Origin of the sequence: Marilutibacter maris (assembly GCF_003233695.1) — a bacterium.
Lineage (GTDB): Bacteria > Pseudomonadota > Gammaproteobacteria > Xanthomonadales > Xanthomonadaceae > Marilutibacter > Marilutibacter maris.
In genome coordinates this window covers 607,976-633,728 of record NZ_CP029843.1, presented here as the reverse complement: position 1 = coordinate 633,728, position 25,753 = coordinate 607,976, and the positions used below count along the sequence as shown (strand labels likewise).

The 25,753-nt window shown below is 70.0% G+C and carries 29 protein-coding genes and 1 pseudogene; 10 read left to right on the top strand and 20 right to left on the bottom strand.

Going from position 1 to position 25,753, the window contains the following annotated elements:
* Positions 1-4 precede the first annotated feature (4 nt).
* From mreD to C9I47_RS02790, 3 genes are all read right to left on the bottom strand, one after another.
* Complete coding sequence (mreD, locus tag C9I47_RS02800) at positions 5-484, bottom strand: rod shape-determining protein MreD (RefSeq protein WP_111265386.1); 480 nt, start codon at positions 482-484, stop codon at positions 5-7.
* Positions 481-1,515 (bottom strand): rod shape-determining protein MreC, encoded by a 1,035-nt coding sequence (gene mreC, locus C9I47_RS02795; protein ID WP_223250255.1) that lies wholly within the window; start codon positions 1,513-1,515, stop codon positions 481-483. The genes mreD and mreC overlap by 4 nt, the downstream gene beginning before the upstream one ends.
* A 220-nt stretch (positions 1,516-1,735) precedes the next feature.
* Positions 1,736-2,782, bottom strand: a complete 1,047-nt coding sequence (locus C9I47_RS02790) for a rod shape-determining protein (protein ID WP_111265385.1) — start codon at positions 2,780-2,782, stop codon at positions 1,736-1,738.
* 299 nt (positions 2,783-3,081) lie between these two features.
* Between C9I47_RS02790 and C9I47_RS02785 the strand changes: the two genes are divergently transcribed.
* On the top strand, positions 3,082-4,014 hold the full coding sequence (locus C9I47_RS02785) for a carbohydrate kinase family protein (protein WP_111265384.1): 933 nt from the start codon (positions 3,082-3,084) through the stop codon (positions 4,012-4,014).
* 132 nt (positions 4,015-4,146) lie between these two features.
* Here C9I47_RS02785 and C9I47_RS02780 read toward each other — a convergent pair whose 3' ends face one another.
* The 8 genes from C9I47_RS02780 to ubiE all read right to left on the bottom strand — a co-directional run bounded on the left by C9I47_RS02780 (position 4,147) and on the right by ubiE (position 11,435).
* Positions 4,147-4,377 carry a hypothetical protein gene (locus tag C9I47_RS02780; protein WP_111265383.1) on the bottom strand — a complete coding sequence of 77 codons (231 nt, stop codon included), beginning with the start codon at positions 4,375-4,377 and terminating at the stop codon, positions 4,147-4,149.
* 181 nt (positions 4,378-4,558) lie between these two features.
* Positions 4,559-5,026, bottom strand: coding sequence for an aminoacyl-tRNA deacylase (locus C9I47_RS02775; protein WP_170288244.1), 468 nt, complete (start codon positions 5,024-5,026; stop codon positions 4,559-4,561).
* 189 nt (positions 5,027-5,215) lie between these two features.
* The gene (locus tag C9I47_RS02770; protein ID WP_111265381.1) at positions 5,216-5,539 is read right to left on the bottom strand and encodes a hypothetical protein; all 324 of its coding nucleotides are present in this window, start codon (positions 5,537-5,539) and stop codon (positions 5,216-5,218) included.
* A 363-nt stretch (positions 5,540-5,902) separates the two neighbouring features.
* A complete protein-coding gene (locus C9I47_RS02765; protein WP_223250254.1) occupies positions 5,903-6,661 on the bottom strand; it encodes a hypothetical protein in 759 nt (252 codons plus the stop codon).
* Positions 6,658-7,611, bottom strand: a complete 954-nt coding sequence (locus C9I47_RS02760) for an alpha/beta fold hydrolase (protein WP_223250253.1) — start codon at positions 7,609-7,611, stop codon at positions 6,658-6,660. The genes C9I47_RS02765 and C9I47_RS02760 overlap by 4 nt, the downstream gene beginning before the upstream one ends.
* 60 nt (positions 7,612-7,671) lie before the next feature.
* Positions 7,672-9,627: a M1 family metallopeptidase gene (locus C9I47_RS02755; RefSeq protein WP_111265380.1), complete on the bottom strand. Its 1,956-nt coding sequence runs from the start codon at positions 9,625-9,627 to the stop codon at positions 7,672-7,674.
* 43 nt (positions 9,628-9,670) lie between these two features.
* Positions 9,671-10,585 carry a DUF417 family protein gene (locus C9I47_RS02750; RefSeq protein WP_111265379.1) on the bottom strand — a complete coding sequence of 305 codons (915 nt, stop codon included), beginning with the start codon at positions 10,583-10,585 and terminating at the stop codon, positions 9,671-9,673.
* 79 nt (positions 10,586-10,664) lie between these two features.
* Positions 10,665-11,435, bottom strand: coding sequence for a bifunctional demethylmenaquinone methyltransferase/2-methoxy-6-polyprenyl-1,4-benzoquinol methylase UbiE (gene ubiE, locus C9I47_RS02745; RefSeq protein ID WP_111265378.1), 771 nt, complete (start codon positions 11,433-11,435; stop codon positions 10,665-10,667).
* Between the two features lie 670 nt (positions 11,436-12,105).
* On the opposite strand from ubiE, the gene C9I47_RS02740 reads away from it, so the two are divergent.
* Both C9I47_RS02740 and C9I47_RS02735 read left to right on the top strand, forming a co-directional pair.
* Positions 12,106-12,594: a GNAT family N-acetyltransferase gene (locus C9I47_RS02740; protein ID WP_111265377.1), complete on the top strand. Its 489-nt coding sequence runs from the start codon at positions 12,106-12,108 to the stop codon at positions 12,592-12,594.
* Positions 12,595-12,646: 52 nt separating this feature from the next.
* Positions 12,647-13,117, top strand: coding sequence for a nucleoside deaminase (locus C9I47_RS02735; protein WP_111265376.1), 471 nt, complete (start codon positions 12,647-12,649; stop codon positions 13,115-13,117).
* A 155-nt stretch (positions 13,118-13,272) separates the two neighbouring features.
* Here the strand turns inward: C9I47_RS02735 and C9I47_RS02730 are convergent, their stop codons facing one another.
* Both C9I47_RS02730 and C9I47_RS02725 read right to left on the bottom strand, forming a co-directional pair.
* Positions 13,273-13,836: a hypothetical protein gene (locus C9I47_RS02730; protein ID WP_111265375.1), complete on the bottom strand. Its 564-nt coding sequence runs from the start codon at positions 13,834-13,836 to the stop codon at positions 13,273-13,275.
* The gene (locus C9I47_RS02725) at positions 13,823-14,326 is read right to left on the bottom strand and encodes an RNA polymerase sigma factor (protein ID WP_170288181.1); all 504 of its coding nucleotides are present in this window, start codon (positions 14,324-14,326) and stop codon (positions 13,823-13,825) included. Before C9I47_RS02725 ends, C9I47_RS02730 begins: the two co-directional genes overlap by 14 nt.
* A gap of 151 nt (positions 14,327-14,477) precedes the next feature.
* Here C9I47_RS02725 and C9I47_RS02720 point away from each other — a divergent pair, with 151 nt between their 5' ends.
* The 3 genes from C9I47_RS02720 to C9I47_RS02710 are packed head-to-tail and all read left to right on the top strand — an operon-like array spanning position 14,478 to position 16,778.
* On the top strand, positions 14,478-15,935 hold the full coding sequence (locus tag C9I47_RS02720; protein WP_111265373.1) for an amidohydrolase family protein: 1,458 nt from the start codon (positions 14,478-14,480) through the stop codon (positions 15,933-15,935).
* Between the two features lies 1 nt (position 15,936).
* Positions 15,937-16,503 (top strand): hypothetical protein, encoded by a 567-nt coding sequence (locus C9I47_RS02715; protein ID WP_111265372.1) that lies wholly within the window; start codon positions 15,937-15,939, stop codon positions 16,501-16,503.
* Entirely contained in the window at positions 16,500-16,778 is a 279-nt protein-coding gene (locus C9I47_RS02710; RefSeq protein ID WP_111265371.1) for a hypothetical protein, read from the top strand. The genes C9I47_RS02715 and C9I47_RS02710 overlap by 4 nt, the downstream gene beginning before the upstream one ends.
* 83 nt (positions 16,779-16,861) lie before the next feature.
* Here C9I47_RS02710 and C9I47_RS02705 read toward each other — a convergent pair whose 3' ends face one another.
* Both C9I47_RS02705 and C9I47_RS02700 read right to left on the bottom strand, forming a co-directional pair.
* Entirely contained in the window at positions 16,862-18,586 is a 1,725-nt protein-coding gene (locus C9I47_RS02705) for a S8 family serine peptidase (RefSeq protein WP_223250252.1), read from the bottom strand.
* A 262-nt stretch (positions 18,587-18,848) separates the two neighbouring features.
* Complete coding sequence (locus C9I47_RS02700) at positions 18,849-19,328, bottom strand: GNAT family N-acetyltransferase (protein WP_111265369.1); 480 nt, start codon at positions 19,326-19,328, stop codon at positions 18,849-18,851.
* A 158-nt stretch (positions 19,329-19,486) separates the two neighbouring features.
* On the opposite strand from C9I47_RS02700, the gene C9I47_RS02695 reads away from it, so the two are divergent.
* A complete protein-coding gene (locus tag C9I47_RS02695) occupies positions 19,487-20,773 on the top strand; it encodes an alpha/beta hydrolase family protein (RefSeq protein ID WP_223250251.1) in 1,287 nt (428 codons plus the stop codon).
* Positions 20,774-20,833: 60 nt separating this feature from the next.
* On the opposite strand, the gene C9I47_RS02690 is transcribed toward C9I47_RS02695, so the two are convergent.
* The 4 genes from C9I47_RS02690 to C9I47_RS02675 all read right to left on the bottom strand — a co-directional run bounded on the left by C9I47_RS02690 (position 20,834) and on the right by C9I47_RS02675 (position 23,273).
* A complete protein-coding gene (locus C9I47_RS02690; protein WP_111265368.1) occupies positions 20,834-21,376 on the bottom strand; it encodes a hypothetical protein in 543 nt (180 codons plus the stop codon).
* 44 nt (positions 21,377-21,420) lie between these two features.
* Positions 21,421-21,852, bottom strand: coding sequence for a hypothetical protein (locus tag C9I47_RS02685; protein ID WP_111265367.1), 432 nt, complete (start codon positions 21,850-21,852; stop codon positions 21,421-21,423).
* A gap of 72 nt (positions 21,853-21,924) precedes the next feature.
* Entirely contained in the window at positions 21,925-22,830 is a 906-nt protein-coding gene (locus tag C9I47_RS02680; protein WP_111265366.1) for an NAD(P)/FAD-dependent oxidoreductase, read from the bottom strand.
* Positions 22,827-23,273, bottom strand: a complete 447-nt coding sequence (locus C9I47_RS02675) for an Rrf2 family transcriptional regulator (protein WP_111265365.1) — start codon at positions 23,271-23,273, stop codon at positions 22,827-22,829. The genes C9I47_RS02680 and C9I47_RS02675 overlap by 4 nt, the downstream gene beginning before the upstream one ends.
* Before the next feature lie 49 nt (positions 23,274-23,322).
* On the opposite strand from C9I47_RS02675, the gene C9I47_RS02670 reads away from it, so the two are divergent.
* The 3 genes and pseudogenes from C9I47_RS02670 to C9I47_RS02660 all read left to right on the top strand — a co-directional run bounded on the left by C9I47_RS02670 (position 23,323) and on the right by C9I47_RS02660 (position 25,068).
* Positions 23,323-24,030 carry a class I SAM-dependent methyltransferase gene (locus C9I47_RS02670; RefSeq protein WP_111265364.1) on the top strand — a complete coding sequence of 236 codons (708 nt, stop codon included), beginning with the start codon at positions 23,323-23,325 and terminating at the stop codon, positions 24,028-24,030.
* A gap of 160 nt (positions 24,031-24,190) precedes the next feature.
* Entirely contained in the window at positions 24,191-24,550 is a 360-nt protein-coding gene (locus C9I47_RS02665) for a DNA-binding protein (protein ID WP_111265363.1), read from the top strand.
* Positions 24,547-25,068, top strand: a pseudogene (locus C9I47_RS02660) (RES family NAD+ phosphorylase). The gene C9I47_RS02665 and the pseudogene C9I47_RS02660 overlap by 4 nt, the downstream one beginning before the upstream one ends.
* Positions 25,069-25,147: 79 nt before the next feature.
* Here the strand turns inward: C9I47_RS02660 and C9I47_RS02655 are convergent.
* Positions 25,148-25,540, bottom strand: a complete 393-nt coding sequence (locus tag C9I47_RS02655; RefSeq protein ID WP_111265362.1) for a GFA family protein — start codon at positions 25,538-25,540, stop codon at positions 25,148-25,150.
* Between the last annotated feature and the right edge of the window lie 213 nt (positions 25,541-25,753).

Sequence of the window (25,753 nt, the reverse complement as noted above, 5' to 3'; positions counted from 1 at the left end):
GTCGCTACGGCCTGTGGCCCTGCCGTGCAGCGGTGATCAGCAGGAAGACCACCGGCCACAGCAGCATCCCCAGCAACGGCGCCAGCCAGATCAGGTGCGGGGTCGGAGGCAGCTTGAGCGCCGCGTGCAGCACCCAGACCAGGACCCGGTCGTTGAGCAGCAGGCCGCCGATCGCCAGCGCCTGCTGCGACATCGGGAAGAACCGCAGGCGGGCGCGGAACCGCTGCAGGATGTAGGCCATCACCACCAGTCGCAACGCCTGCTCGCCGAGCAGGCCGCCAAAGGCCAGATCGGCGAACAGGCCGACGATGAAGGCGAAGCCCAGGCCGCGCCGGTCCGGGTCCTCGATCACCCAGTAGGCGACCACCAGCGCGAGCCAGTACGGGCGCAGCGGCTGTATCGCCGGCGGCAGCGGCAGCAGCCCCAGCAACAGCGCCAGCACGATGCTGACCGGCATCACCCAGTGGCGGCGCGCACGGCTCATCGGCGCGACTCCGTCGGCGCCGGGGCCGGCGCGGCGGCGGCGCGGTCTTCCTGGCTGCCGTCCCCGCGGGCGTCGGGGCCATCGGTGCCATCGGGGCGGGCGGGCGCGGCGGCGTCGCCACCGGCGCCGCCGGCCGGGTTCTCCGCGGCCATGTCCCCGTCCGGCGCCGTGGCGACGTCCGGCGGCGGCACCGGCACGTCGCGCAACAGCAGCACATTGCGGCCACGGTCGAGCTGGGCGGCCGGGCGCAGTTCGCCAAGCAGGAACGCGCGGCTGTCGTCGGGCTGCAGCGATGCGATGGTCCCGACCAGGAAGCCGGCGGGGAAACGCCCGCCCAGGCCGGAACTGACCACGGTGTCGCCGACCTTGATGTCGCTGGACATCGGAATGCTGGGCAGCTCCAGGCGATCGCTCTGGCCGGTGCCGTAGGCGACCAGGCGGATGCCATTGCGGGCGACCGTCACCGGGATCGCATGCGAGGCGTCGGTCAGCAGCAGCACCGTCGCATGCATCGGCGTGGTCTCGATCACCTGGCCCATCAGCCCGCCGGCGTCGATCACGCTCTGGCCGACGCTGACGCCGTCGCCGCTGCCGGCATCGACGACCAGGCGCTGGCGGGTCGGGTCCAGGTCGATGTCGAGGATCGCCGCCAGTTGCACGTCGAGACCGCCGCGCTCGGCCGCGCCCATCAGCTCGCGCAGGCGCTGGTTCTCGGCCGATACCGCCTGCAACCGCGCCAGCCGCGCATTGTTGACCAGCGCTTCGTTGCGCAGGCGGGCGTTCTCGGCGGTCAGCTGGCTCAGGGTGCCGGCATCGGCCTGGACCTTGTCGACGATCTGCCCGGGCCAGCCGGCGACCATCCACAGCGGCTGCACCAGCACGTTGGCCTGTTCGCGCGCCTTGTCGAGCCAGCCGCCGCGATGGTCGAGCACGATCAGCACCATCGCCAGCGCCAGATAGGCCAGCAGCCAGAGCGTCCCGGTGACTTCACCGGATCGGTTTGGCGTGGTGGGGCCGGCGTAGGAGGGCACGTCAGGCGAGTCGGGAGTATGCGGCAGTGAGTAGGAAGTGTAGCGACCGCCCCGGCTCCGGACTCGAAAACCAAAAGCCTGGATGGAGACGGAGCACGGCTCTGGCCCATGGAAGGGCCAACGCAAACGGTCCTACCGTTTGCGGCGCCGGGCGGAAACCACGCTTTTCGCCCGGCGCCCGGACCAGGCCATGGAGGGCCCGTATCCGAAAACGATAATGCTATTCCGGCGCGAAGAACTCGTTGCCGTGCATGTCGACCAGCTCCAGCGCGCGACCGCCGCCGCGGGCGACGCAGGTCAGCGGGTCGTCGGCGACCTGCACGTGCAGGCCGGTCTCGTCGCTGATCAGCTTGTCGAGGTCGCGCAGCAGGGCGCCGCCGCCGGTCAGCACGATGCCACGCTCGGCGACGTCGGCGCACAGCTCCGGCGGGGTCTGCTCCAGCGCCAGCTTGATCGCGGCGACGATCCCCGACAGCGGTTCGCGCAGCGCCTCCAGCACCTCGTTGGCGTTGAGGGTGACCATCTTCGGCACGCCCTCGGCCAGGTTGCGCCCCGACACCTCCATCGTGCGGGCGTCGTCCTGCGGACAGGCGCAACCGATCTCCAGCTTGATCCGTTCGGCCGTGGCCTCGCCGATCAGGGTGCCGTAGGTGCGGCGCACGTAATTGATGATCGCCTCGTCGAAGCGGTCGCCGCCGATCCGCGCCGAGGCCGAGTAGACGATACCGTTTAGCGAGATCACCGCCACTTCCGAGGTGCCGCCGCCGATGTCGACGACCATCGAGCCACGCGCCTCGGTGACCGGCATGCCGGCGCCGATCGCGGCCGCCATCGGCTCCTCGATCAGGTAGACCTCGCGCGCGCCGGCCTCCTCGGCCGATTCCTTGATCGCGCGGCGCTCGACATTGGTCGAGCCGCACGGCACGCACACCAGCACGCGGGGGCTCGGTCGCAGCACGCGCGACTTGTGCACCTTCTTGATGAAGGTCTTGAGCATCTCCTCGGTGTAGGTGAAGTCGGCGATCACGCCATCCTTCATCGGCCGGATCGTGGTGATGTTGCCGGGCGTGCGGCCGAGCATCTGCTTGGCGTCGCTGCCGACCGCGGCCACGCTGCGGGTGCCGCCGACCATCCGGTCCTGGCGCACCGCCACCACCGATGGCTCGTTCAGCACGATGCCTTGGCCGCGGACATAGATCAGGGTGTTGGCCGTGCCCAGGTCGATGGACAGGTCGTTGGAGAACATGCCGCGAAACTTCTTGAACATCGGGGAACGGGCCGTCTTTGAGGAGCACAGGGGTGGCCGGCTAGCCTACCTGCCGTCCCCCCGCCGGGCAAGGAGAAAACCGCGCCAAATCACGGTCTGCGGGGAATTCCGGGCCGCGCCGGCACCCGCTCCGGAACCCTCACCCCCTGTTCAGGCTGGCCGGGCGCGCCCCCAGCCGCTAACCTTGTCGGGTTTGCGCGCCGGCCCGACCGGCGGCCGGGCCGTCCAGCGCACGTCGATCGGCCCGTTCCTCCAATCCGCACCGGTGGCCCCGCGCCACCCCCTGCCCGGTACTTCCGATGTCCGCTCTGATCTGTGGCTCGCTGGCCTACGACACCATCATGGTCTTCCCCGACCAGTTCAAGAACCACATCCTGCCGGACAAGGTGCACATCCTGAACGTGTCGTTCCTTGTCCCGCGCATGCGCCGCGAGTTCGGCGGCTGCGCCGGCAACATCGCCTACAACCTCAAGCTGCTCGGCGGCGACCCGATTCCGATGGCGACCGTCGGCCAGGACTTCGGCCCCTACCGCGAGTGGTTCGAGGAGCACGAGATCCGTCTCGACCAGATCAAGGTGATCGACGAGCTGTTCACCCCGCAGGCCTTCATCACCACCGACCACGACAACAACCAGATCACCGCCTTCCATCCGGGCGCGATGATGCGCAGCTACGAGAACCACGTGAAGGACGTGGCCGGCGTGAGCTTCGGCATCGTCAGCCCCGACGGTCGCGAGGGCATGCTGCAGAACGCGCGGGAGTTCGCCGAGGGCGGCATTCCCTTCATCTTCGATCCGGGCCAGGCGATGCCGCTGTTCAACGGCGAGGAACTGCGCGGCTTCATCGAGCAGGCCGACTACGTGACCGTCAACGACTACGAGTCCAACCTGCTGCAGGAGCGCACCGGCTGGTGCGAGAAGGAGATCGTCAAGCGGGTCAAGGCCTACATCACCACCCAGGGCCCGAAGGGCGCGATCATCCATACCCCGGACCAGTCCTACACCGTGCCGCCGGCGCACGAGCGCCGGGTCACCGACCCGACCGGCTGCGGCGACGCGTTCCGCGCCGGCCTGATCTACGGCATCGAGAAGGGCTACGACTGGATGACGATCGGCCGCATCGGCAACCTGATGGGCGCGCTCAAGGTCGAACACCCCGGCACCCAGAACCAGCGCTTCGACTACGACGAGTTCGCCGAGCAGTTCCGCCAGCAGTTCGGCTACGCACTGTAGTCCCCGCGGCGCCCGCACGGCGTCGACGCCGCGCACGACGGCCCCCAAACGAGAAAGGCCCGCACCGTTGTGCGGGCCTTTTCGTCGTGCGCCCCGTGCCGGCCCCGCGCGACGCTGCGGCGAAAGCCGTGCTCAGGGCAGTTCGTTGCTACTGCAGCCGTTGCGCAACAGGCACGCATCCAATTCCAGATGGCACTCGATCTGCGAGGTGCCGCTGGCCAGGCAGGCGTAGTAGCGCGGTTTGCAGAAACTGTAGGCGAACCGGCACTGCTCGCTCATCGCCGCGGCGGCGGCGAATGACGCGCCGATCAGCGCGACCAGGACAAATGCGGCGACGGCGGTCTTGCGACGGATACGAATCATGGTCCTCTCCTTTGGTCCTTGATACCCCCCTGCCCGGCCACGCTAACCGCAGGCCGTCACCGGGTTGAAAACATTCCGTTAAGAGGGCCGCGAGCGCGCGCCGCCGGGCACGCTCACCCCTTCCCCGCAACCGCCCCCTACGGTCACCATGTGCGCTATCGGTCGCCGCGCCAGTCGGCCGTCACATCACATAGGCCAGCCACAGCATCTCCGGTTCGGCCAGCTTCTCGAACGCCTTGTACGGCATCGTGACGGCCTCGATATGGGTGCCGGCGTTGAAGGTGATCTCCTTCTGCCGGGCCAGCCGCGAATCGACGTAGACCGGCATGTCGTACAGATGGCCGAACGGCGGCATCGCGCCCAGCTCGCAGTCGGGGAAGGCGTCGCGGAACTCGGATTCCTCGGCCAGTTCGACCTCGGCCTCGCCCAGCGCGCGCGACAGCCGGGTCAGGTCGACGCGGTAGGCCGCCGGCATCACCAGCATCGCCAGCCGGCCGTCGACCTTGATCATCACCGTCTTGGCGAACAGCTCGCGGCTGACATGGGTGGCCGCGGCGGTGTCGTGCGCGGTCACCGTGCGCTCATGGACATGGGTGGTGTACGGCATGTGCCGGGTGTCGAGCAGGTTGTGCAGTCGGGGGGAGAGCATGGCGTTCTCCGAATGGCGTGCGACGCGCTCCAGGCGACGGCCGCCGCAGGGTTCGGGCGCGCGGGTCCAGCATCGCGCCACTGGGGGATGGGAATCCGTGAGGACGGGACGAGCCCGGGCCGCCCTTGCCGCATTCCGTGCCGCCAGCATCGCCCACGCCGCGCGATTGCGATGTCAACGCGGCGGGACTTATTCGGCCAACGGTACCCCTGCGCCGACGAACATCCGGTCGAGGCCGTCCTCGTCGCCCATGTCATGGGTCTGCCCCGGTCGCCCCAGCTTTCCATCGATCGCCACCGCGACCTGCCCGCAGCCGTAGCACAGCAGCACCTGGTACAGATGACCACTGGCGCGGAACTCGACCGCGTGCCGGTACTCGGCGATGCAGGCGAAGGCGTAGTCGGGGTCGGCCCCCAGCGACCGCAGTGCCGCGTCCAGCACCAGCGCACGCCCGCCGGCGTCCTCCGGCACGACCTTGCCGAGGATGCGGTTGCCGCGGCGCGAGCGCACCATTCCTGCTGGCTGCGCTCGGTCGCCGCCGACCGCTCGCGCAAGAACGACGCGTAATCCGGGGAGCCGTACTCGGGCATCGGGCCGTCGGGAGCCGGCGGTCGCCACGGCTGCAGCGAGTACAGCGTCACCTCGTCGGCCGCCTCCAACGCCGACAGCGCCGCCAGCGCCCGCCCGCGCGGCGAATCCGGCGACGGCGGCACGGTCATCGTCTGCCGGACATCGGCCCAGTTGAGGTCACCGGGCTCGACGGCCGCCGCGGACATGCCCTCCGTTGCCGCCTCCACGCGCTCCGCTTCCGGCGTGCACGCGGCCAGCGACAGGATCAGCGCCAGCGCGGTCAGGACCCGCTGCCGGCCTGCCATGTCAGTTCCAGGCCGGCAGGTTTTCCGGGGCCAGGCCGCCGACCTCGAACACCACGGTGCGGGTGCCGCCGGCCTTGACCGGAAACTCGATCGCGATCGTCCTCGCCGCCTTGGCGGTTCGCCAGAGCATCATCTCGTCCTCGATGAACATCGCGATCGCCTCGTCGGTGCGCGGGCGGCTCGCGTCGACCCGGCGCGGCTCGCCGTCGTCGACCGCGAGTTTGACCTTGCAGCCGCCGTAACAGTCGAAGTCGCCGGCCTGCAGCACCAGGTAGCTGCTGCGACCCCACTCCGGATTGTCGCGGAAAATCAGCTGGACCGGCTTGGCGCCGCTGCCGTCGGTATCGACCGGCTCGCGCGCATGGATCGACGCCGACACCTGCCGGCCGTCCTTGAACGGCTGGCTCTGGTAGGTCCACAGCGCGGTCAGGCGCTGGTTCTCGCGGTGCTCCACCGCCCTGGCCTTGGCCTCCTCGTACTGCGGCGCGATGCGCTCGGCGGCGGCGCTGCCCGGATAGTCGGCATTGAGGATGTCGCCATGCGCGCGGGCCAGGCTCCAGTTTTCCGCGGCGATCGCCTTGTCGAATTCGGCCGCCATCGCCTCGGCGGCCTGCTCGCGCGCCTGCGCCTGGGCGGCGCGCTCGGCTTCGGGGTCGGCCTGGGGCTGGCAGGCGCTCAGCACGGCGACGACGGCCAGGACGGCGGCGACGCGCGGCCAACCTGCGATCCTGGCGGCAAGGGGCGACGAATATGGCGTCATCGTGGTTGTCCTCGTTCGATCAGTGTATCGACCGCCGCGGCGACGCGGTCGGGGCGCTCCATCAGCGACATGTGGCCGCAGCCGTCGAGCAGCACCTCCCGCGCCTGCGGCATCTCGCGTGCGTACAGCGTCATCGCGCTGGCATCGATCACCGCGTCCTGCCGGCACCACAGCAGCAGCGCCGGCTGCCGGATCCGCGCCGCCGAGGCGCCGGGCAGGAAGGCCTCGTCGCTGCGGCCGATACGGTCCAGCACCGTCTGTTCGAAAGCGGCGCTGGCGCGGCGCTGGTCGATGTAGATGCGGTCGGCCGGCCACGGCAGCCACGGCCGCGCGTCGGCGTCCTCGAACAACAGCCCGAGATAATGTTCGAGACTGGCCGAGTCGCCGACCGCGAACGGGTTCTCGCCGGCCAGTACGCGTTCGCCGAAGACGTTGGCCTGGAAGTACACGCCGGCCGCGGCCAGCAGGCCGACCCGGTCGACCTGGTCGGGATGTTCGGCCGCGGTCACCGCGGCGATGCCGCCGCCCATCGAATGGCCGAGCAGGACCCGTTCGCCGGCGCCGGCCGGAGCGAGGGTCTGGATGAAGCGCGCAACCCGCTGCGCTTGGGCGCGATAGCCCGGGTCGGCGCCGTTCTCGCGCGCACTCCCGTCCCCGCTCTCTTCCCTGCTCTCTCCCCACCCAGGCAGATCCGGGATCAGCAGGCGATAACGGCCGCGCAGGCGCTGCGCGAGCGGATACCAGTTTTCCTTGCTGCCGGTGAAGCCGTGCAGCATCACCACGGTCGCGGCGCCAGCCGGGGCGTCGTCGCTGTAGGCGTAGACCCAGCGGCTGCCGTCGATCTCGACGCTGGCCTTGTCAAGCCCGGCCGCCAGCCGCTGCGCCTGGTAGGCGACGCGGATCAGGCGGGCCGGTTCTTGCCACAGCGCGACGCCGGCCACCAAGGCCACGGCGCCTGCGACGAGCAGGGCCGTGGCGAGCAGGCGTCGGCGCCGCGTAGCCACCCGGGCTTACTTCGCGCCGTCGGCGTCCGCGCCCTTGGCCTCGGCGATCACCGACTCGACCGAAGCGGTGGTGATCGGGTGATAGCCCGGGCGCGCCTTGGCGAACACCGTCTCGGCCAGTTGCAGGCCCTCCGGCGTCTTCACCAGCTCGGCGTAGGTCGGCATGATCAGCTTGCGGCGGCCGATCTTCTCCAGGAACGCGGCAATCGCCTCGTTGGCCTCGGCATAGCCGCTGCGCACCGCCAGCGGATACCAGCGCTGGGCGATCTCGCCGTTCGGGGTGCCGGTGAAGCGGTAGGCGGCGTCCAGCGCGGCCAGCTGCGCGGTGTCCAGCGTCTGCGGCATGCCCTCGACGAAGTGCACCCACTCCTGGGTGACCCAGCCATCGGTCAGCGCCTTGTCCGGCACTGTGCCGTCGGCCAGCCATGCCGCGCGCGCGGCGTCGACCGCGTCGAAACGCGCCGACTCGGTCTTCGGCGCGCCGTCCGGAATGCCCGGCTCGTAGACCCACTGCTCGATCTCGGCCATCGTCACCTTGCCCGGATACTTCTCGACCAGATTCGGCTGCACGTACTCCAGGAACTTCGTGGTCGGGATGCTCTGGAACGCGAAGTGGTCGAAGTAGTCGCGCAGGAAGGCGTCGAAGTCGTCGCGGCCGAAGCGCTGCTCGAGGAACTGCAGGAACCACGCGCCCTTGGTGTAGACGGTCGCGCTGCTGGCGCCGTCGGGGTCGGACAGCGTGCCCGGACGCAACGCCAGCACCTGCAGCTTCGGATCCAGATCCTTGTACTCGGCGGCCAGTTCGTTGCGCGCGATCACGTTCTCCATGTCGGCCTGGGCCTTGCCGTACAGCTCCTCGACGATGCGGTTCTCGACGTAGCTGGTGAAGCCCTCGTTGAGCCAGCCGTCCTTCGGCGTGGAGAAGGTGACCAGGTTGCCCGACCAGCTGTGCGCCAGCTCGTGGGCGATCAGCGACACCAGCGACTTGTCGCCGACGATCACGGTCGGGGTGATGAAGCTCAGGCGCGGGTTCTCCATGCCGCCGTAGGGGAACGACGGCGGCAGCACCAGCATGTCGTAGCGCTCCCAGCGGTACGGGCCGTACAGCTTCTCGGTGACCTCGATCATCTTCTCGGTGTCGGCGAACTCGGCCACCGACTTGTCGACCGCGCTCGGCTCTGCCCAGACGCCGCTACGCCCGCTGATCGGCTTGAACACCAGGTCGCCGGCGGCGATCGCCAGCAGGTAGGACGGGATCGGCTGCGGCATCTTGAAGCTGTAGTCGCCGTCGCGCGCCGCCTTGGGGTCGTTGTCGGCGCTCATCAGCACCATTGCGTCCTTGGGCGCGGTCACGTGCGCGGTATAGGTGAAGCGCACCCGCGGCGTGTCCTGCAGCGGTACCCAGGAGCGGGCGTGGATCTGCTGCGACTGGCTGAACATGAAGGGGGTCTTGCCGCCCTCGGTCATCGCCGGGGTCAGCCACTGCAGGCCCGAGGCGTCCGGCGAGGTGGTGTAGCTGACCCGGATGCGCGGATTGCGCTTGGGCGCGGCGATGGTGAGCTTGCTGCCGAGCACCTCGTCGGCGTCGTCGAGAACGAAGGTCAGGTCGTCCCACTTGCCGTCCTCGCGCTCGCCGACGACCTTGTCGACGGTCAGGCCGCGGGTATCCAGGATCAGCCGGCCGCCTTCGGGATCGACCCAGTCCAGGGTGTAGGTGGCACTGCCGGAGAGCTGGCGCTGGTCGAAGTCGACCTTCAGCGCCAGGGCCAGGTCCTTGATCCGGACCATGTCCGGCTCGGCATAGGAATACTCGTCCACTTCGGCCATCGCCTTCGCATCCGCGGTGGTGTCCGGAGCCGCGGTCGCGGCGGCGGTCGGGTCGGCCGGCGTCGCGGCCTGTTCGGAGGAGCAGCCGGCGGCAAGCGCGGCGGCGAGGCACAGGGTCAGCAGGGAAGAGCGCATACGCGGATTCACGGGATACGGATGAACGCCCGAGTTTAGCGCCTCATCCGCGCGCGGGCATGGCCGGGTCTGCCAGCTCGCCCGACGGCCGTCCCGCCAGCAGCAGCAAGGCGCCGGCCAGCAGGCCCAGGTCCTTGAGCAGGAACTGGCCGGTGCCGGCGACGAACGGGAAACCATGGCCCGGCGCCCAGCCCGGGGTGGAGAGCAGGAAGCTGTTGGTCAACAGATAGGTCAACGCCGCCGCCAGCAGCCCCCACCCGGCCACGCGCGGCCGCCACGGCCACAATGCGATCAGCGCCGCGGTCGCCAGCTCGATCACCCCGATCAGGTTGGACGCGCCGCGCACATCGGCAAAGCCGTACAGCCAGGCGAACAGCGGGCTGTTGCGCATCAGCCCCTCCACGCCATGCGCCTCGTAGGCGGTGAACTTCAACAGACCGATCCAGACCAGCACCAGCAACTGCCCGGCCCACAGCAGCCACAGCGCGCCCCGCGTCGCGCCGGCATGACCGCGCCAACGCGCCCACAGCGCCAGGCCCAGCGCGCCCAGTCCGAGATGCTTGAGCAGGCCCTGGCCGGCGCCGAGGAACGGGAAGCCGCCGTAGGGCGCGTCGTTGACCCACATCGCAGGGCTGGCCAGGGTCGCCATCTGCAGCCACCAGAAGCCGGCCACCGCCAGCGCGAAACCGGCGCGGAGGCGATCCGGCCACAGCGGCAGCAGGCCCAGCGCCAGCAACAGCTGCACCGCGCCCATGCCGCTGGCGATCGCGGTCGCGTCGTCGGCCGACAGCCCGCCGCGGCTGGCCAGCGCCTCGGCCGAGAACGGCAGGAAGCCCATTGCCCCGAACCACAGCAGCAGGACGATACTGATGGCGGTGGCGAACGGCCAGGCCACCCGCTCGATGGCGGCGGCAACGGGCCGGGGCAGCGCGGGGATTGCGGGAATGGACGCGGACATCGGGGCGGCTCCGGAGCGGACCCTCGATAATTACGTCCGCGGCGGCCGCGGGGTTACACGTGCGCGGCGCTTGTCCCGCTCAGACCTTGTAGCCGGTATGGATCGCGCAGATGCCCGCGGACAGGTTGCGGTAACCGCAGCGGGCGAAGCCGGCGGCCTCCATCATCGCCTTCAGCGTCTCCTGCGGCGGGTGCTTGCGGATGCTCTCGGCCAGGTACTGGTAGCTGTCGCGGTCGTTGGCGAACACCCGGCCCAGCGCCGGCATCACCTTGAACGAGTGGAAGTCGTAAAGCGGCTTGAACCAGTCGGCCTTGACCTCGGAGAACTCCAGCACCCGCGCCTGCCCGCCGACCTTGAGCACGCGCTGCATCTCGCGCAGCGCGGCGTCCTTGTCGGTGACGTTGCGCAGGCCGAAGGCGATCGTGACCAGGTCGAAGCTGGCATCCGGGAACGGCAGCTTCTCGGCGTTCATCTGCACGTACTCGAAGCCGGCGACCTTGCCCATGTCGGTCATCCGGTCGCGCCCCACACGCAGCATCTCACCGTTGATGTCGCCCAGCACGATGCTGCCGGTCTCGCCGACGCGGTCGCGCAGCAGCAGGGCGATGTCGCCGGTGCCGCCGGCCAGGTCGAGCACACGGTCGCCGCGGCGGACCTGGGCGGTGGCGACGAAGTAGCGCTTCCAGACCCGATGGATGCCGAAGCTCATCAGGTCGTTCATCAGGTCGTACTTGCCGGCGACCGAGGAAAACACCTCGCCGACCAGCTTCTGCTTGTCGCCGACCGGCACGTCGCGGAAACCGAAGTGAGTGGTGTCGGAGGTTTCGGGCTTGGAAGGCTGCTCGTTCATGCGCGAATTGTCGCCGATCCGGCGGCAAAAGTCCGTTGCGTCGCGCACCCGCAGGAGCGCCGTAAGCCGCGAGGGCCTTCCCATGAAAGCCCCGTCGCGGCTCACGCCGCTCCTACGAAGAGCGTTTGCCCAGCCCATGAGCCCAGCCCCCTGAGTCAGGGGGCGATTCGCGCGCAGCGCGAATGGGGGTCTGGCAGCGCAACGGCGGGGCCCGAGGTTTGCGAAGCAAACCTTGGGAGATATCCGGGCACAGCCGGATATCGTTCCCCCTGAGTCAGGGGGCGATTCGCGCGCAGCGCGAATGGGGGTCTGGCAGCGCAACGGCGGGGCCCGAGGTTTGCGCAGCAAACTTTGGGAGATATCCGGGCGCAGCCGGATATCGTTCCCCCTGAGTCAGGGGGCGATTCGCGCGCAGCGCGAATGGGGGGCTGGCAGCGCAACGGCGGGGCCCGAGGTTTGCGCAGCAAACCTTGGGAGATATCCGGGCGCAGCCGGATATCGTTCCCCCCTGAGTCAGGGGGCGATTCTCGCGCAGCGCGAATGGGGGTGTGGAAGCGCAACGGCGGGGCCCAGGGTTTGCGAGGCAAACCTTGGGGATTCCCGGGCGCAGCCCGGGGATCGCCGGCTCACGCCGCTCCTATGGAATCCGCGCAGCTGGCATCATGGCGCGATGAGCACCCCCGAACTGAATTGGATCGCCGCCCGCTTCGACGAGCTCACCCCGAGCCGGCTGTACGCGCTGCTGCGCCTGCGCAGCGAGGTGTTCGTGGTCGAGCAGGCCTGCGCCTACCTCGACATCGACGGCAAGGACCACCACCCGCAGACCTGGCACCTGCTCGGCGAGGCGCCCGATGGCCGGTTGGCCGCCTATCTGCGGGTGCTGCCGGGCGGTCTCGGCCACGGCGTCGACACCTTCGCCGAAGTCAGCATCGGCCGCGTGGTGACTTCGCCGGACTGGCGCGGGCGCCGGCTCGGCGACCCGCTGATGCGCGAGGGCGTGGCCCTGATCGAGCGGGTCTGGCCCGGCGCGCCGATCCGGCTCGGCGCCCAGGCCCATCTGCAGCACTTCTACGCCCGTCACGGCTTCCAGGTCGCGTCGCCGGAGTACCTGGAGGACGGCATCCCCCACGTGGAGATGCTCCGCGACGGCGCCGCCTGACCCCACCGACGGCCACCGGAACCGGCCGCCCGGACAGCCCATGGAGACAACGATGATCGAAACCCCCGACTACCGCGCCCTGCTCGACACCGCGATCGCCGAGGCCCAGGCCGGCCTGGCCGAGGGCGGCATCCCGATCGGCGCGGCGCTGTACCGCAACGACGGCGTCCTGCTCGGCTGCGGCCACAACCGCCGTGTGCAGGAGGGCGACCCGTCGGTGCACGGCGAGACCGATGCCTTCCGCAAGGCAGGCCGCCAGCGCAATTACCGCGACACCATCATGGTCACCACCCTCGCCCCCTGCTGGTACTGCAGCGGACTGGTGCGGCAGTTCAACATCGGCACCGTGGTGGTCGGCGAGTCGGTCAACTTCGGCGGCGGCATCGACTGGCTGCGCGAGAACGGCACCGAGGTCATCGATCTCGCCGACGAGCGCTGCATCTCGATGCTCGGCGACTGGATCGCCGCCAACCCCGAGGTCTGGAACGAGGACATCGGCGAGGGTGAGGAAGCGCGCCCGTGAGCCACTGGCTCATGCGTTGACGAACGCCCGGCCAGGGATGGCCGGGCAGGAGCTGGACGGAGCCGGCGACGCTTCGCCATGGATGGCAGCGTCTCTCTTTGCCTGGAAGCAGGCAGCGCCATTCATGCGCTCGCGACGGGCCGGCGCCCGGTGGCTCACGGTCCCAGCATCCGCCGGGTCGAGCGGTACTCGCGCAGGCGGCGGCGGCGCAGGTGGCGACACCAGGCAAAGGTCGCCAGCCACCATCCGACCGCGTAGACCAGCAGGTGGGTCGAGGCGGTACGCCAGTCGCCATCGCCGAACAGCCAGGACCCCGCCAGGGCGACCAGCGCATACGCCAGCAACACGACGGCGGCCCGGCGCGCCAACCACAGGTCGCGCAGGTCGGTGCGCAGTTGCGCCAGCCGCAGTCGCGCATAGACCTGCGGCGGCTCGCTGGCATCGCCGCGGTGCCGGCCGGGCGCGCGCAGGACGACGCTCCAGACCACCGGCAGGAACACCATGAAGAACGGCATCAACAGCCAGTGGTTGGGTCCGGCGGTGCGCGACATCAACGCATGGCCGAACACCGCCACCGCGGCGCAGGTCAGCACCACTTCCAGCCCGCGCAGCAGGCGATGGCGTCGACGGTGGCGGCGGACCTGATCGCTCATCCGGCGCGACGGCGGCTGAGCGATCTCGCCCTGCCATGCGCCTTTCAGTTCGTCATCGAAGTTCATCTGCATCCTCCTGCCGGGACAGGGTCTTGAGTCGTTCACGCGCGCGATGGACGCGGACGCCGACGTTGTCGCTGCTGATGCCGAGCATGTCGGCGATCTCCTGATAGTCGAAGCCTTCCAGCTGCAGCATCAGCGGCTGCCTGAGGTTGACCGGCAGCGTCGCCAGCGCCTCGAACAGCCACTGGGTCCGGGCCCGCTCGGCCTCGCCCGCCGATGTCTGCGACAGCGAGTCGTGGACGTCGGCATCGAAGGCCACCAGCGCCGGCGTGCGCACCGATGAGCGCACGTGGCTGGCGCCGAGGTTGTGCGCGATCCGCAGCACGAACGGCAGCAGGCGATCGGGATCGCGCAGCTTCGGCAGCGCTTCCCATACCGCCAGCAACACCTCCTGCATCAGTTCCTCGCGCAACGCTGGATTGCGCTCATAGCCGCACACCGCGCGCCACAGCTGCGGATGGAAGGCTTCGACACTGGGCCACAGGGAATGCATGCAGGCGGGACGCGATCCGGTACTCATCGCCGTCAGTCGACGGCCGCGGCCAGTTTCTTACACCCTGCGAAAGGAATTCATCGCGCGTAAGAAATCCGCCGGCCCGGGCCACTGAGGGGACATCGACATCCCCAACGGAGCCCTGCCGACCATGCGTATCCCCTTCCTGCCCTGGCCGCGACCGGCCTCCGCGGCCCTCGCCCTCAGCGCGATCCTGGCGCTTGCGGCCACCACCGGCACCGCCCGCGCCGCCACGCTTGCGCTGGACAACGTCCGCATCGTCGATGTCGAGCGCGCGCGCAGCACGCCGCCGCGATGCCTGCGTATCGAGAACGGAAGCATCGTCCGCATCGCCCGGCCGGCAAGCCGCGCCTGCCGGCGCGACGCGCGGACCGTCGACATGCAGGAGCGCTACCTGATGCCGGGCCTGATCGACATGCACGCCCACCTGAGCCTGGGTCCGCTGCAGATGCGACGCGAGCGCGGCCAGCTGACCATGGTCGCCGATCCCGACGATGCCATCGCCGACCACAACGCGCGCCGGCTGGTCGCATTCGGGGTCACCACCATCCGCAACCCGGGCGGCGATCTGGCCGCCGCCGCGCGCTACCGCGAAGCGTTGGATGGCGGCCGGCTGACCGGTCCGGAGAGCTTCGACGCCGGCCCGGTGATCAACAACGCCGCGGTCCGCGGACTGGCCACCGCCGCGTCCGATCCCGACGAGGTCCGGCAGGTGGTCGCCGACCAGGTCGAAGCCGGCGCCGACTGGATCAAGCTCTATACCGGGCTGGACCGCGAACAGCTGCGCGCCGGCATCGAGGCCGCGCACGCGCACGGACGTCCGGCCGTCGCGCACCTGGATGCGATCGCCTGGCCGGACGCGCTGGAGATGGGCCTGGACGCCATCGTCCACCTGATGCCGACCAGCCCCGACCTGCTCGATCCGCAGGCGCGACGCGCCTGGCAGGCCGATGCCCGCGCCGGCACCTTCGCGTTCTTCGAGTGGTGGGAGCACTTCGACCCCGATGGCGCCGAAGCCGATCGCATGGTGGCCGCGTTCGAGCGTCACCGTCCGGTGTTCGACGCCACCCTCGTCGCCTTTCATGCCGCCTTCGTGCAGGACCTGGACAACGACTACAAGGACGACGCCCGCCGGCATTCGCACCCGGCGCTGCAGGCGAGCTGGAACGACTGGTTCACCTTCGCGATCGGCTGGAAACCGGAAGACTTCGTCCGCGCCCGCGCGATCTGGCCGAAGGTCCAGCGCATGGCGGTTCGCCTGTACGCCACCGATGCGCGCCTGACCCTGGGCACGGACATGAGCAATCCATGGATCGCGCCGGGCATCAGCCTGCATCGCGAGATGCAGTTGCTGGCCGAGGCCGGCGTCCCGGCAGCGACGGTCCTGCGCGCCGCCACCGTCAATGCCGCCGACGCCCTGGGCGCGGAACGGCGCCTGGGCCGGATCGCGCCCGGCCACGAGGCCGACCTGCTGGTGCTGGACGCCGATCCGCTCCAGGACATCCGCAACACCCGTGCCATCCATGCCGTCGTGCTCGACGGCCGACTGCTCGACACCGCCGCGCTCGATGCGCTCAAAGGAGAATGACATGTCCCATCCCCACCGCTCTTCTTCCCGCCCGCTCCGTCGCATCGCCGCGGGACTGGCCCTGACCCTGTCGTTGGCATTGCCATCGGTCGCCGCCGCGGAACCCGGCGACTGGGAATCGCCCGAATCCATCGTGCACGCGCTCTACGAGGTGATCTCCGCCGAGGCCGGTGCGCAGCGCGACTGGGACCGCTATCGCGCCCTGTTCCTGGACGGCGCCCGCATGTCGATCGCGGTGAAGTCCGATGCGATGACCGGCATCATGAGCACCGACACCGAGGCCCTGGTCGCCCAGACCGAGAGCGCCTATGCCAACACCGGCTTCCACGAGATCCCGCTGGTGACCCGGGTCGAGCGGCATGACCTGATGGCCTCGGTGACCAGCAGCTTCGAGATCCGCCTGCGCCTGGACGACGACGCCCCGCTGATGCGCGGGATCAACCACTTCCAGTTGCTCAACGACGGCGAGCGCTGGTGGATCGTGTCCAATGTCGGCGTGATTGAGACCGACGCATCGCCGCTGCCACCGGAGCTGCTGCCGGTCACCGGCCAGGGGGCGGTCCGATGAACGCCGCACCGGAACCGCTGTCGACCCCTCCCGCATCGCCCAGCCATCGCCGCACGCGCTGGCTCTACCTGGGCGCCGCGGTCTGCGTCACCGCCTGGCTGGCGCTGGGCACCGGCCTCGCGATCGGCGTCGGGCGGACCGCGTTGATCGTGCTGACGACCGCGGCCGCGCTGACCACCGAGGGCATGATCTGGCTGACCGCCCTGGTCCTCGGGGTCAACGTCTACAGCGCGCGCCGCCAGCTGTGGCAGAAGCTGCGGCAGCGCCTGCGCTGATCCGCGCTTGCCGGCCGGCGGCGGAAACGCAGAAGGCCCGCATCGCTGCGGGCCTTCTGCGTGGCGCGGTGGCGCCGTCGGGCTCAGTAATCGACGCTGGCGTCGGCCGAGCACTCGCTGGTGCCGGCATTGCAGACCCGGTAGCTGAAGCTGCCGGAGCTGTTGCGGCGCACCTTGACCGCGTCGGTGTAGCTGCCGCCGTTGTCGATCGCCGAGGCGATCCGGCTGCCATCGCGGTAGACGTCGACGGTGACGTCGCCGGCGCTCCACTGCAGGCCGATCTGCAGCTTGCCCTTGCTGATGCCGTAGTTGTACGCGCTCAGCGAGGCCGGCGGGTCGGTCGGGTCGGGGCCTGGACCGCCGCCGAGCAGGGCCTCGGTCGCGGCGAAGGTCTGCACCAGGCCGTAACCGTAGTCGTTGTCGCGACCGGCCGGGCCGAGGTCGAGCGCGGTCGAGGTCATCGCGTCGCGGACCTGCTGATTGCTCGCCGACGGGTTGGCGCTCCAGATGATCGCGGCCGAACCGGCCACGTGCGGGGTCGCCATCGAAGTGCCGTCGAGATAGGCATAGCCGCTGGTATTGGCCTCCGACACCGAACTGACCGCCGCGGTCTGGCCGAGCGAGGCGGCGACCAGGGCCTGGCCGTCCTCCTGGCTCATGCTCAGCGCCGGCACCGTCGAGGTCATCGTGCCCAGGGTGCCGGAGAAGCCACCCGGCTCGTTGTTGTAGACCACCGCGGCGACGCCGCCGCCGGCCTGCACCGCGCTGACCTTGTCGGCGAAGCTGATGTCGCCGCGCTCGCACATCACCACCTTGCCCGACCAGCTGCCGGCGCTGGTGCACAGGCCGCCGTCGACCATCGCGCCGTTGGCGGTGGACTGCACGCTGCCCTCCATCGCCGAGACGATGTAGCCGGTGCCGGCGACGGTCATCGAACCGGTCCGGTACGGATAGGTGCTGAGCACGGCGACGCCGGGCGCGGCGATCTCGACCTGGCTGGTGCTCTGCGAGAAATCGGCATGCACGTTGTTGATGTCGACCGCGGCCACCGACATCACGCTGTCGTAGGAAGCCGGGTAGCTGTGGCGGGTATTGCCGTCGTTGCCGGCCGCGGCAACGCTGAGGATGCCCTGGCTGTCGAGGTTGGCGAATGCCGTCTCCTCGGTGTTGCTGGCGAAGTCGCCGCCCAGGCTCATGTTGATGACCCTGGCGCCGGCGCTGGCGCAGCGGTTGGCGGCGTCGACCAGGGTCGAGGCATAGCTCCAGCCGCAGGCCGCGCCATCGAACACCTTGACGATGTGCAGCGACACCGCGCCCGGGCTGACACCGACCACGCCGACGTTGTTGTCGACCGCGGCGATGGTGCCGGCGACATGGGTGCCGTGGCCGCAGCTGTCGTTGTTCCAGCCGCTGGGATAGCCGGTCATCGGGATGCCGGCGAAGTCCTCATGATTGGCGTTGATGCCCGAGTCGATCACGCAGACCTTGATTCCGCTGCCATCGGCGCCGGCCGCCCAGGTCTGCGGGGCCTGCACGCTGTTGATGCCGTAGGGCGTGCTCTGCGCGGCCGGATAGCGCGGCGCATCCTGTTCGACGTACTCGATGTTCGGATTGTTGCGCAGCCCGGCCAGCGCCTGCTGCGGCACCGTGACCGCGATCACGCGCTGCGGCGCCAGTTCCAGGTGGATGCGGCCGCCGGCCGCCCGCAATGCCGATTGCACCTGCGCCGAGGCGCCGGGCTTGAACTTGATCATGACCCGGTTCGGGTCGGGATCGGCAGCCGAGGCGCTGCCGGAAGCGACAAGCATGACTGCCGCGGCCAGCGCCACGGCAAGCGAGTTCTGCGTCATTGGACACCCCCGAAGATGATTGACGGCTTCGCGCACGCCCCCTGTCCGAGCACGAGGCCCCAACCTAGCAGCGGAACGGCCTGAACGCGACTGTGCATCGCAGCATCAGGCTGCGCGGCGACCCCGATCGTCCCGGACACTCGCACGCGACGCCACCAGCGGGAGCGGACGGCCTCACCGGAGGAACAACGCGCCCGCGGCCGGCTCACGGCCACCGCGGCTACAGCCTGCGGAACATCACATGGACATCCACCGGCCCCAGACGCCGGTGCCTGAACGCCCCCGGCAGGGTGCCGACGATGTCGAAGCCCAGCTTGCGGTACAGCGCCACCGCCGGCGCATTGGTGCCGACGACATAGTTGAACTGCATCGCCACGAAGCCCGCCGCGCGCGCCTGGGCCAGGCTGTGCAGCACCAGCGCGCGGCCGATGCCGCGCCCCTGCGCCTGCGGATCCACCGCATAGGTCGCGCTGGCCACGTGCGCGCCCGGTCCCGGGTAGTTGGCGCCCAGCTTGTAGATGCCGACGGTGCCGTCGGCGGTCTCCGCCACGTAGGGCGTCTGGGCGGCGAACCAATGCGCGCGGAAGGTCTCCGGGTCGAAGTCGTCCGGGAACGGCAGCGCATCGCCGCCGGCGATGACCGCGCGGAAGATCGCCCACATCGCATCGAAGTCCGACGCGGTCGCCTTTCGGATATCCATGCGCGAAGTATGGACGTCCGGCGCAACCTTCGTCCCGCGACGCGCATCTCGTGACTGGAGTCCGCCACCCCCGACCTCCGGCACCTCCCGCGAACCGCGCGTCCCGATAGAGTCCAGCGCCTGCTTCGACCGCCCCCCACCCCAGGAGATTCCCGATCGTGCGCCGCATCCTGACCGCCGCCTTGCTGTCCACCGGACTGTTCCATGCCACCGCCGCGATGGCCGACTGCCCCACCGGCGCCTATCGCCCCGCCTCCGGCAACGATGCCGTGGTCGTCTATTCGATCGACAGCCTGCCGCCGCCGGCGCAGCGCTATCTGTTCCTTGACGGCCGCCGCGGCAGCACGGTCGAGGACGACGGCCCGGTGCGCTGCACCGCCGACGGCCTGAGCGTGCGCGGCGCCGACGGTCGCTCCACGCTATGGCCGCGCATGGCCCTGCGCGAGACCGCCACCACTTTCGGCAGCCTGGGTTCGCGGCTGGCCGGCAACCTGATCGAACCCGAGGACGGCGCCGCCGACATGCCGCTGGTGGTGATGGTGCACGGCTCCGAGCGCTATTCCTCCACCCACAGCTCCTACGCCTACATGATGGCCGCGCAGGGCACCCGCACCTTCGCCTACGACAAGCGCGGCACCGGCGAATCGGAAGGCGAGTACACCCAGAACTTCGAGCTGCTGGCCGAGGACGCCGCCGCCGCGCTCGATCACGCCCGCGCAATGGCCGCCGGCCGCTTCGGTCGCGCCGGCTACTTCGGCGGCAGCCAGGGCGGCTGGGTCGCGCCGCTGGCGGCGACGCATTCGGACGCGGACTTCGTCGCGATCGGCTTCGGCCTGGTGGTCTCGCCGATCGACGAGGACCGCGAGCAGATGATTTCCGAAGCGCGTGCGGCCGGCTACGACGCACGCACCATGGCGCAGATCGATCGACTCTCGCAGGCGACCGCGCGGCTGCTGGACTCGCATTTCAGCGACGGCTTCGAGGCACTGGAGGCGTTGCGCCGCGAACTGGCCGACGCGCCGTGGGCGGCGACCATCGAGGGCGAGCACAGCGGCGCGATGCTGCGCACTTCCGACGCCGACCTGCGCCGGCTCGGCCGCGCCCGCTTCGACAATCTCGAACTGATCTGGGACTACGACGCCCAGGCCGTGCTCGAGCGGCTCGATGCGCCGCTGCTGTGGGTGCTGGCCGAACAGGACCGCGAGGCGCCGATCGAGAAGACCCGCGGCGCGTTGCAGGCGCTGGCCGCCGCCGGCAAGCCGGTCGACGTCTACCTGTTCCCGGACACCGACCACGGCATGTTCGAGTTCCGCACCCTGCCCGACGGCGAGCGCCAGGGCACCCGCATCACCGACGGCTACCTGCGCCTGCTCGGCGACTGGATCAAGGGCGACGCCAGCGGACGCTACGGCCGCGGCACCCGCCTGTTCGGCGACGGCCGCTGAGGTTCACCGGGTCGATGCCCGTCCCGGCCGTGGACCTCGCGTCCGCGGCAGGGACGGTCGCTAATCGCTGAGCCAGACCCGCAGCAAGCGCTGCCGCGAATGGCTCCAGAAGTACAGCGACGCGGCGCTGTCGGGCCTGAAGTACAGCAGCGAAGGCTCGGCCAGCTTCAGCTTCGGACGCTCTTCGACCGGTCCGAAGTCGCAATCCTCGATGCCGTCGAAACAGCCGTAGGCGATCACGCCAGGGGCCTGGACTTCGATCGCCATCGCCACGCCGACATCGGGCGCATCCCAGCCGATCTCCATCGGCTTCAACCAGCGGAAGCCGCCCGCGCCGTCGGACAGCCGCACCCACAGGGCCTCGGCGCTGCGGGTCCGGCTCTTGAGCAACAGCGCGGTGTCGTCGATACCGTCGCCATTGAAGTCCGCCGTCGCCTGCGTGTAGCGCGAAGGCGAATCGTCGCGCAGCGGATCCTCCAGCTCCGAGGCCACCGGATGGCGCCAGCCCCCGGGCAGCTCGGCGGGCGTGCTGGCACTGGCGAATCCACCGGCGAACCCACCGGCGAACCCCAGGGAAAGCAGAGCGGAAGCGATCAGGGTCATTCCTCAGCCCTCGTCGGCAAGGCAGCACCGGCTGTAGACGGCTATCAACAATCTTCCGCCATGCCACCCTGGCCGGCAAACCATGGCAACCCGTGGTCGAGGGCGACCCGTACCAGATCGTCGACGCAGCGCTCGAAGGTGCTCCAGGTCAGTGCGTTGAAGCGCAGATGATAGGCGCGGCCATCCGCGCTCCTGAGCCGATCGCTGGAAGGTCCGTTGAGGATCAGCGGCCCACGGGCATCGGCTGGACGGGTCGCAAAGGCGACGCGGATCTCGACACTGGCCCTGGCCGGCGCTCCGTAGCTGCCGCCGGCGCGATGGAAGTGGATCAGCTCGAGGCGCTCACCGATGCGGCGACTCCACAGTCGCGCGCTCATCCGCGTGAAGTCATGCGCCGCGATGCGGCTATCGAACTCGGCGCAGACGCGCTCGACCCCGGCCCTGACCACCTGCGCTGTGGGTTTCGAAGCGTCCATGCCCTGCGCCTCCCGGGTTGGCGATGCCGCGTCCGCTGACCGCGCGACTCTACCGGAGCACGCCTCGAACGCCTATGCGTCCGGCCACACCAGCGAGCGGTGCAGGTGGGCGGCGGCCCAGGCGCCGTCGGCGACCGCCAGCGAGATCGAGTGCATCATCAGCGCGGCGTCGCCGCAGGCATGGACGCCACGCAGGGTGGTCTGCTTCGCGTCGTCGGTGTGGATGCGCACGCCGGTCGGGGTTTCCGACAACGTGCAGCCCATGCGCTCGGCCAGCGGCGTCGACGGTGCCGTGCGCGGCGCGGTAAACAACCCGGCGAACGGCAGCCGGTGGCCATCGGCGAGCACCACGTCCGCGTGTCCGTCGATGCGGGCGATCGGTGTGGGTTCGATCGCGACGCCGCGCCCTGCCAGTTCGTGCGCGGTCGCGTCGTCCAGGGCCAGCGCGTCGTTGAGCAGCAGGGTCACCGTGCCCCACTCCGGCAGCAGTTGCGCCTGGTGGATCGACATCGGTCCGGCCGCGATCACCCCGATCCGACCCTGCTCCAACTCGTAGCCGTGGCAGTACGGACAGGCGAAGGCGCTGACGCCCCAGCGCTCGGCCAGGCCGTCGACCGGCGGCAGGGTGTCGGACACGCCGGTCGCGAACAGCAGGCGGCGGCCGCGATGGCAATGGCCGTCGCGGGTCTCGACATGGAAGTCGTCGTGTTCGCCGCCGGCCGCGACCGCCTCGTCCTCATGCCAGCTCAGGGTCGGGTAGGCCTCCAGTTGGTGCCGCGCGGCGGCCGCGATCGCCGCCGGATCGGCACCGTCCTGGCCCAGGAAGCCGTGCGAATGGGAGGCCGCGCGATTGCGCCGGCGCCCGCCGTCGATCACCAGCACCCGCCGCCGCGCCCGCAGCAGTTGCAGCGCCGCGGCCATGCCGGCGTAGCTGCCGCCGATGACGATCACATCGTGTGTGGTCCCGGTATTGCTCATGCCTTCGCTCCTTTCCTGACGGCCGCGTGCCGGCGCGCGAAATCCGCCGCCAGGTCGGCCAGCGACACCGATTCGAAGCGTCGCATCAGCAGCGCCTCGGCCTCGTCGAAGGCGCCGTCCAGCGCCGCGTTGACCGCCTGTTCGACCAGGCATTGCGGGCGTTGCTGGCGGTGGCCGATCGCGAACAGCGCCGGCTCGCCCAGTGCCTCATGCAACTGGCGCAGGTTCACCTTCGACAGGTCGGCGACGATCCGCCAGCCGCCGGCGTGACCGCGCTCGGAAGCGACCAGGCCCGCATCGCGCAGCAGGCCCATGGTGCGGCGGACCACGACCGGATGCGTTCCCAGGCACTGCGCCAGGGCGTCGGAGGTCATCGGTCCGGGGTGCTCGGCCATGTGCAGCAGCGCATGCAGAACGGCGGAGAGGCGGCTGTCGGCTTTCATGTAACAAATGATGTTACATTTAATCGCGACCGTCAACCGAGGCCGCCGCGTGACCCCGTTTTCAGACCCCGATGCCGTCGCCCGCTATGCCGAAGGCCCGATCCGCCAAGTGCCCGGCTTCCTCGCCCTGCAGACCATGGCGACCCTGCTGCTGGCCGAACGCGTGCCCACGGACGGCCGCGTGCTGGTGCTCGGCGCCGGTGGCGGCCTGGAGCTGAAGGCCTTCGCCCAGGCCCAGCCCGGCTGGCGCCTGCTCGGCGTCGACCCGTCCGCGCCGATGCTGAAGCTCGCCGCCGACACCCTCGGCCCACTGGCCGCGCGCGCCGAACTGCTCGAAGGCCTGATCGACGATGCGCCCGACACCGCCTTCGACGGCGCCAGCTGCCTGCTGACCCTGCACTTCCTGCCGCCCGCACAGCGCCTGCATACCCTGCGGCAACTGCGTCGACGACTCAAACCCGGTGCCCCACTGGTGGCCGCCCACCACAGCGTCCCGGCCGACGACGGCGACGACGCGGGTAGCGACACCACCGACGACGGCAGCCGCCAGCGCTGGCTGCGCCGATACGCGGCCTTCGCCACCGCCTCCGGCGTCCCCGCCGCCGATGCCCGGCGCGCGATCGACGCCATCGCCGCCCGCCTGCCCCTGCTCACCCCGCAGCAGGACCGGGCCCTGATCGAACAGGCCGGCTTCGAGCGGGTCGAGCTGTTCTACGCGGGATTCACGTTCCGCGGCTGGGTGGGGGTGGCGGGCTAGCTGGGCGGCGCAGGTGGATATCGACGGCAGCCCCCTGGCGCGCGCCCCGCCTCTCCATACGGACCGGGAACACGCGCGACGCACTCACTTGATGCGTGCACATTTTGCGCACATAATATGCCCACACCCTGTCCGAACGGTGAGCGCAATGGCGGCTGTCATGCAGCAAGACATTACCGAGCTCTTTCGCGAACCCGGGCAGACCTACCTCTCGCCCGCCAGGTTCGCCACGACCCTGGAGCTGGACCTGTCGGTCCTGGCCAATGCGCTGGGCGTGCACCGCAACACGATGCGCCTGCACCCGGAAAGCCCGCGCACGCAGGAACGCATGCGCGACTACAACCGCGTATTCCTGGCCCTGCTCGGCCTCAAGCCCAATGTGCGCGACGCCGCCTTCCACATGAAGAACACGCCGATACGCGTGCTGGGCCAGCGCACCCTTTTCGATGCAGTCAAGGACGGCGACACCGACAAGGCCCTGCGCTACCTGCAGTCGATCTCCGGAGGCCAGAACGGATGAGGCGCATCCGGCTGGATGCCGGCACTCCGCTCTTCCGTGCCCACAACCCGCTCTGGTCCTTCCAGCCCCTCAGCGGTGCCGGCGCCGCGCGCGCCGGCGGTCGCTTCAATCGGGTCGGCACGCCGGCGCTCTACCTCAGCTTCGAGGAAGCCACCTGCGCCGCCGAATACCGCCAGGACAACGACCTGACCGAGCCCTACCTGCTCGTGGCCTACCTGGCCCGCCTTCCCGAGCTGGTCGACCTGCGGCAACTGGATGACGACGGATGGGACCCGCTCTGGAACGACTGGGGCTGCGACTAGCGACAGTTGTTCGTCGACGGAACCGAGCCCCCGAGCTGGGCCCTCGGAGACATCGTCCTGGATGCCGGTGAGCTCGGCCTGATCTTCCCGAGCCTCGCCAATCCGGGAGTCCTCAACCTCGTGCTGTTCACCGACCGGCTGCAACCCGAATGGCTGGAGCCCCACGACCCCAATGGGCTGCTGCCTCGCGACCAGTCCAACTGGTCTCACCGATAGGCGGGCATTCGAACGAACGGGACCTTCAGCGCGATACTCCGCGCCACGCGTGGCGCAACGCCGGTCGTGGCCTTGCGCCCTACGCCTCCTCACGCCCCGCCCCCTCGCGATCGCGCGCATACCGCTTGGCCAGCGGAAACTCGGGCAGCCACGCTTCGCGGCGGATCGTCCACAGTTCGTAGGTCGGGGTGAACTGGTCGGGCGCGTCCAAGCTGCCCAGGTGCACTTCGATCTCGTCGCCGCTGCGCGAGAACACCGATGAGCCGCAGTGCGGGCAGAAGTGGCGGCCGGCGTAGTCGCCGGTCTCGCCCTCGACCACGACCGCGTCCCCGGGGAACACCGCCGAGGCATGGAACAAGGCGCCGTGGTGCTTGCGGCAGTCCATGCAATGACACAGACCGACCCGGTACGGGCGTCCCGACGCCACGATCCTGACCCTGCCGCACAGGCAACCGCCGTTGAACCGCTCCATGTCCGTCTCCTGTGACCCGGGCCGAGCCGGCAGGATATGGCCGGCATCGGCGTCTGTCATCGCGGTGCCGGCATGGCGGCGACGCTGCCGGAGTCGCTCACGGCCCGGTCCCGGCTTTGCAGTACACTCGGCGCGCATGGCCAGTACGCCCGCCCGCTCGCTGCACGCCTGCCGCCGCCCGCCGGCGGCCGCACCGCGTCGCGGCCGCGCCGG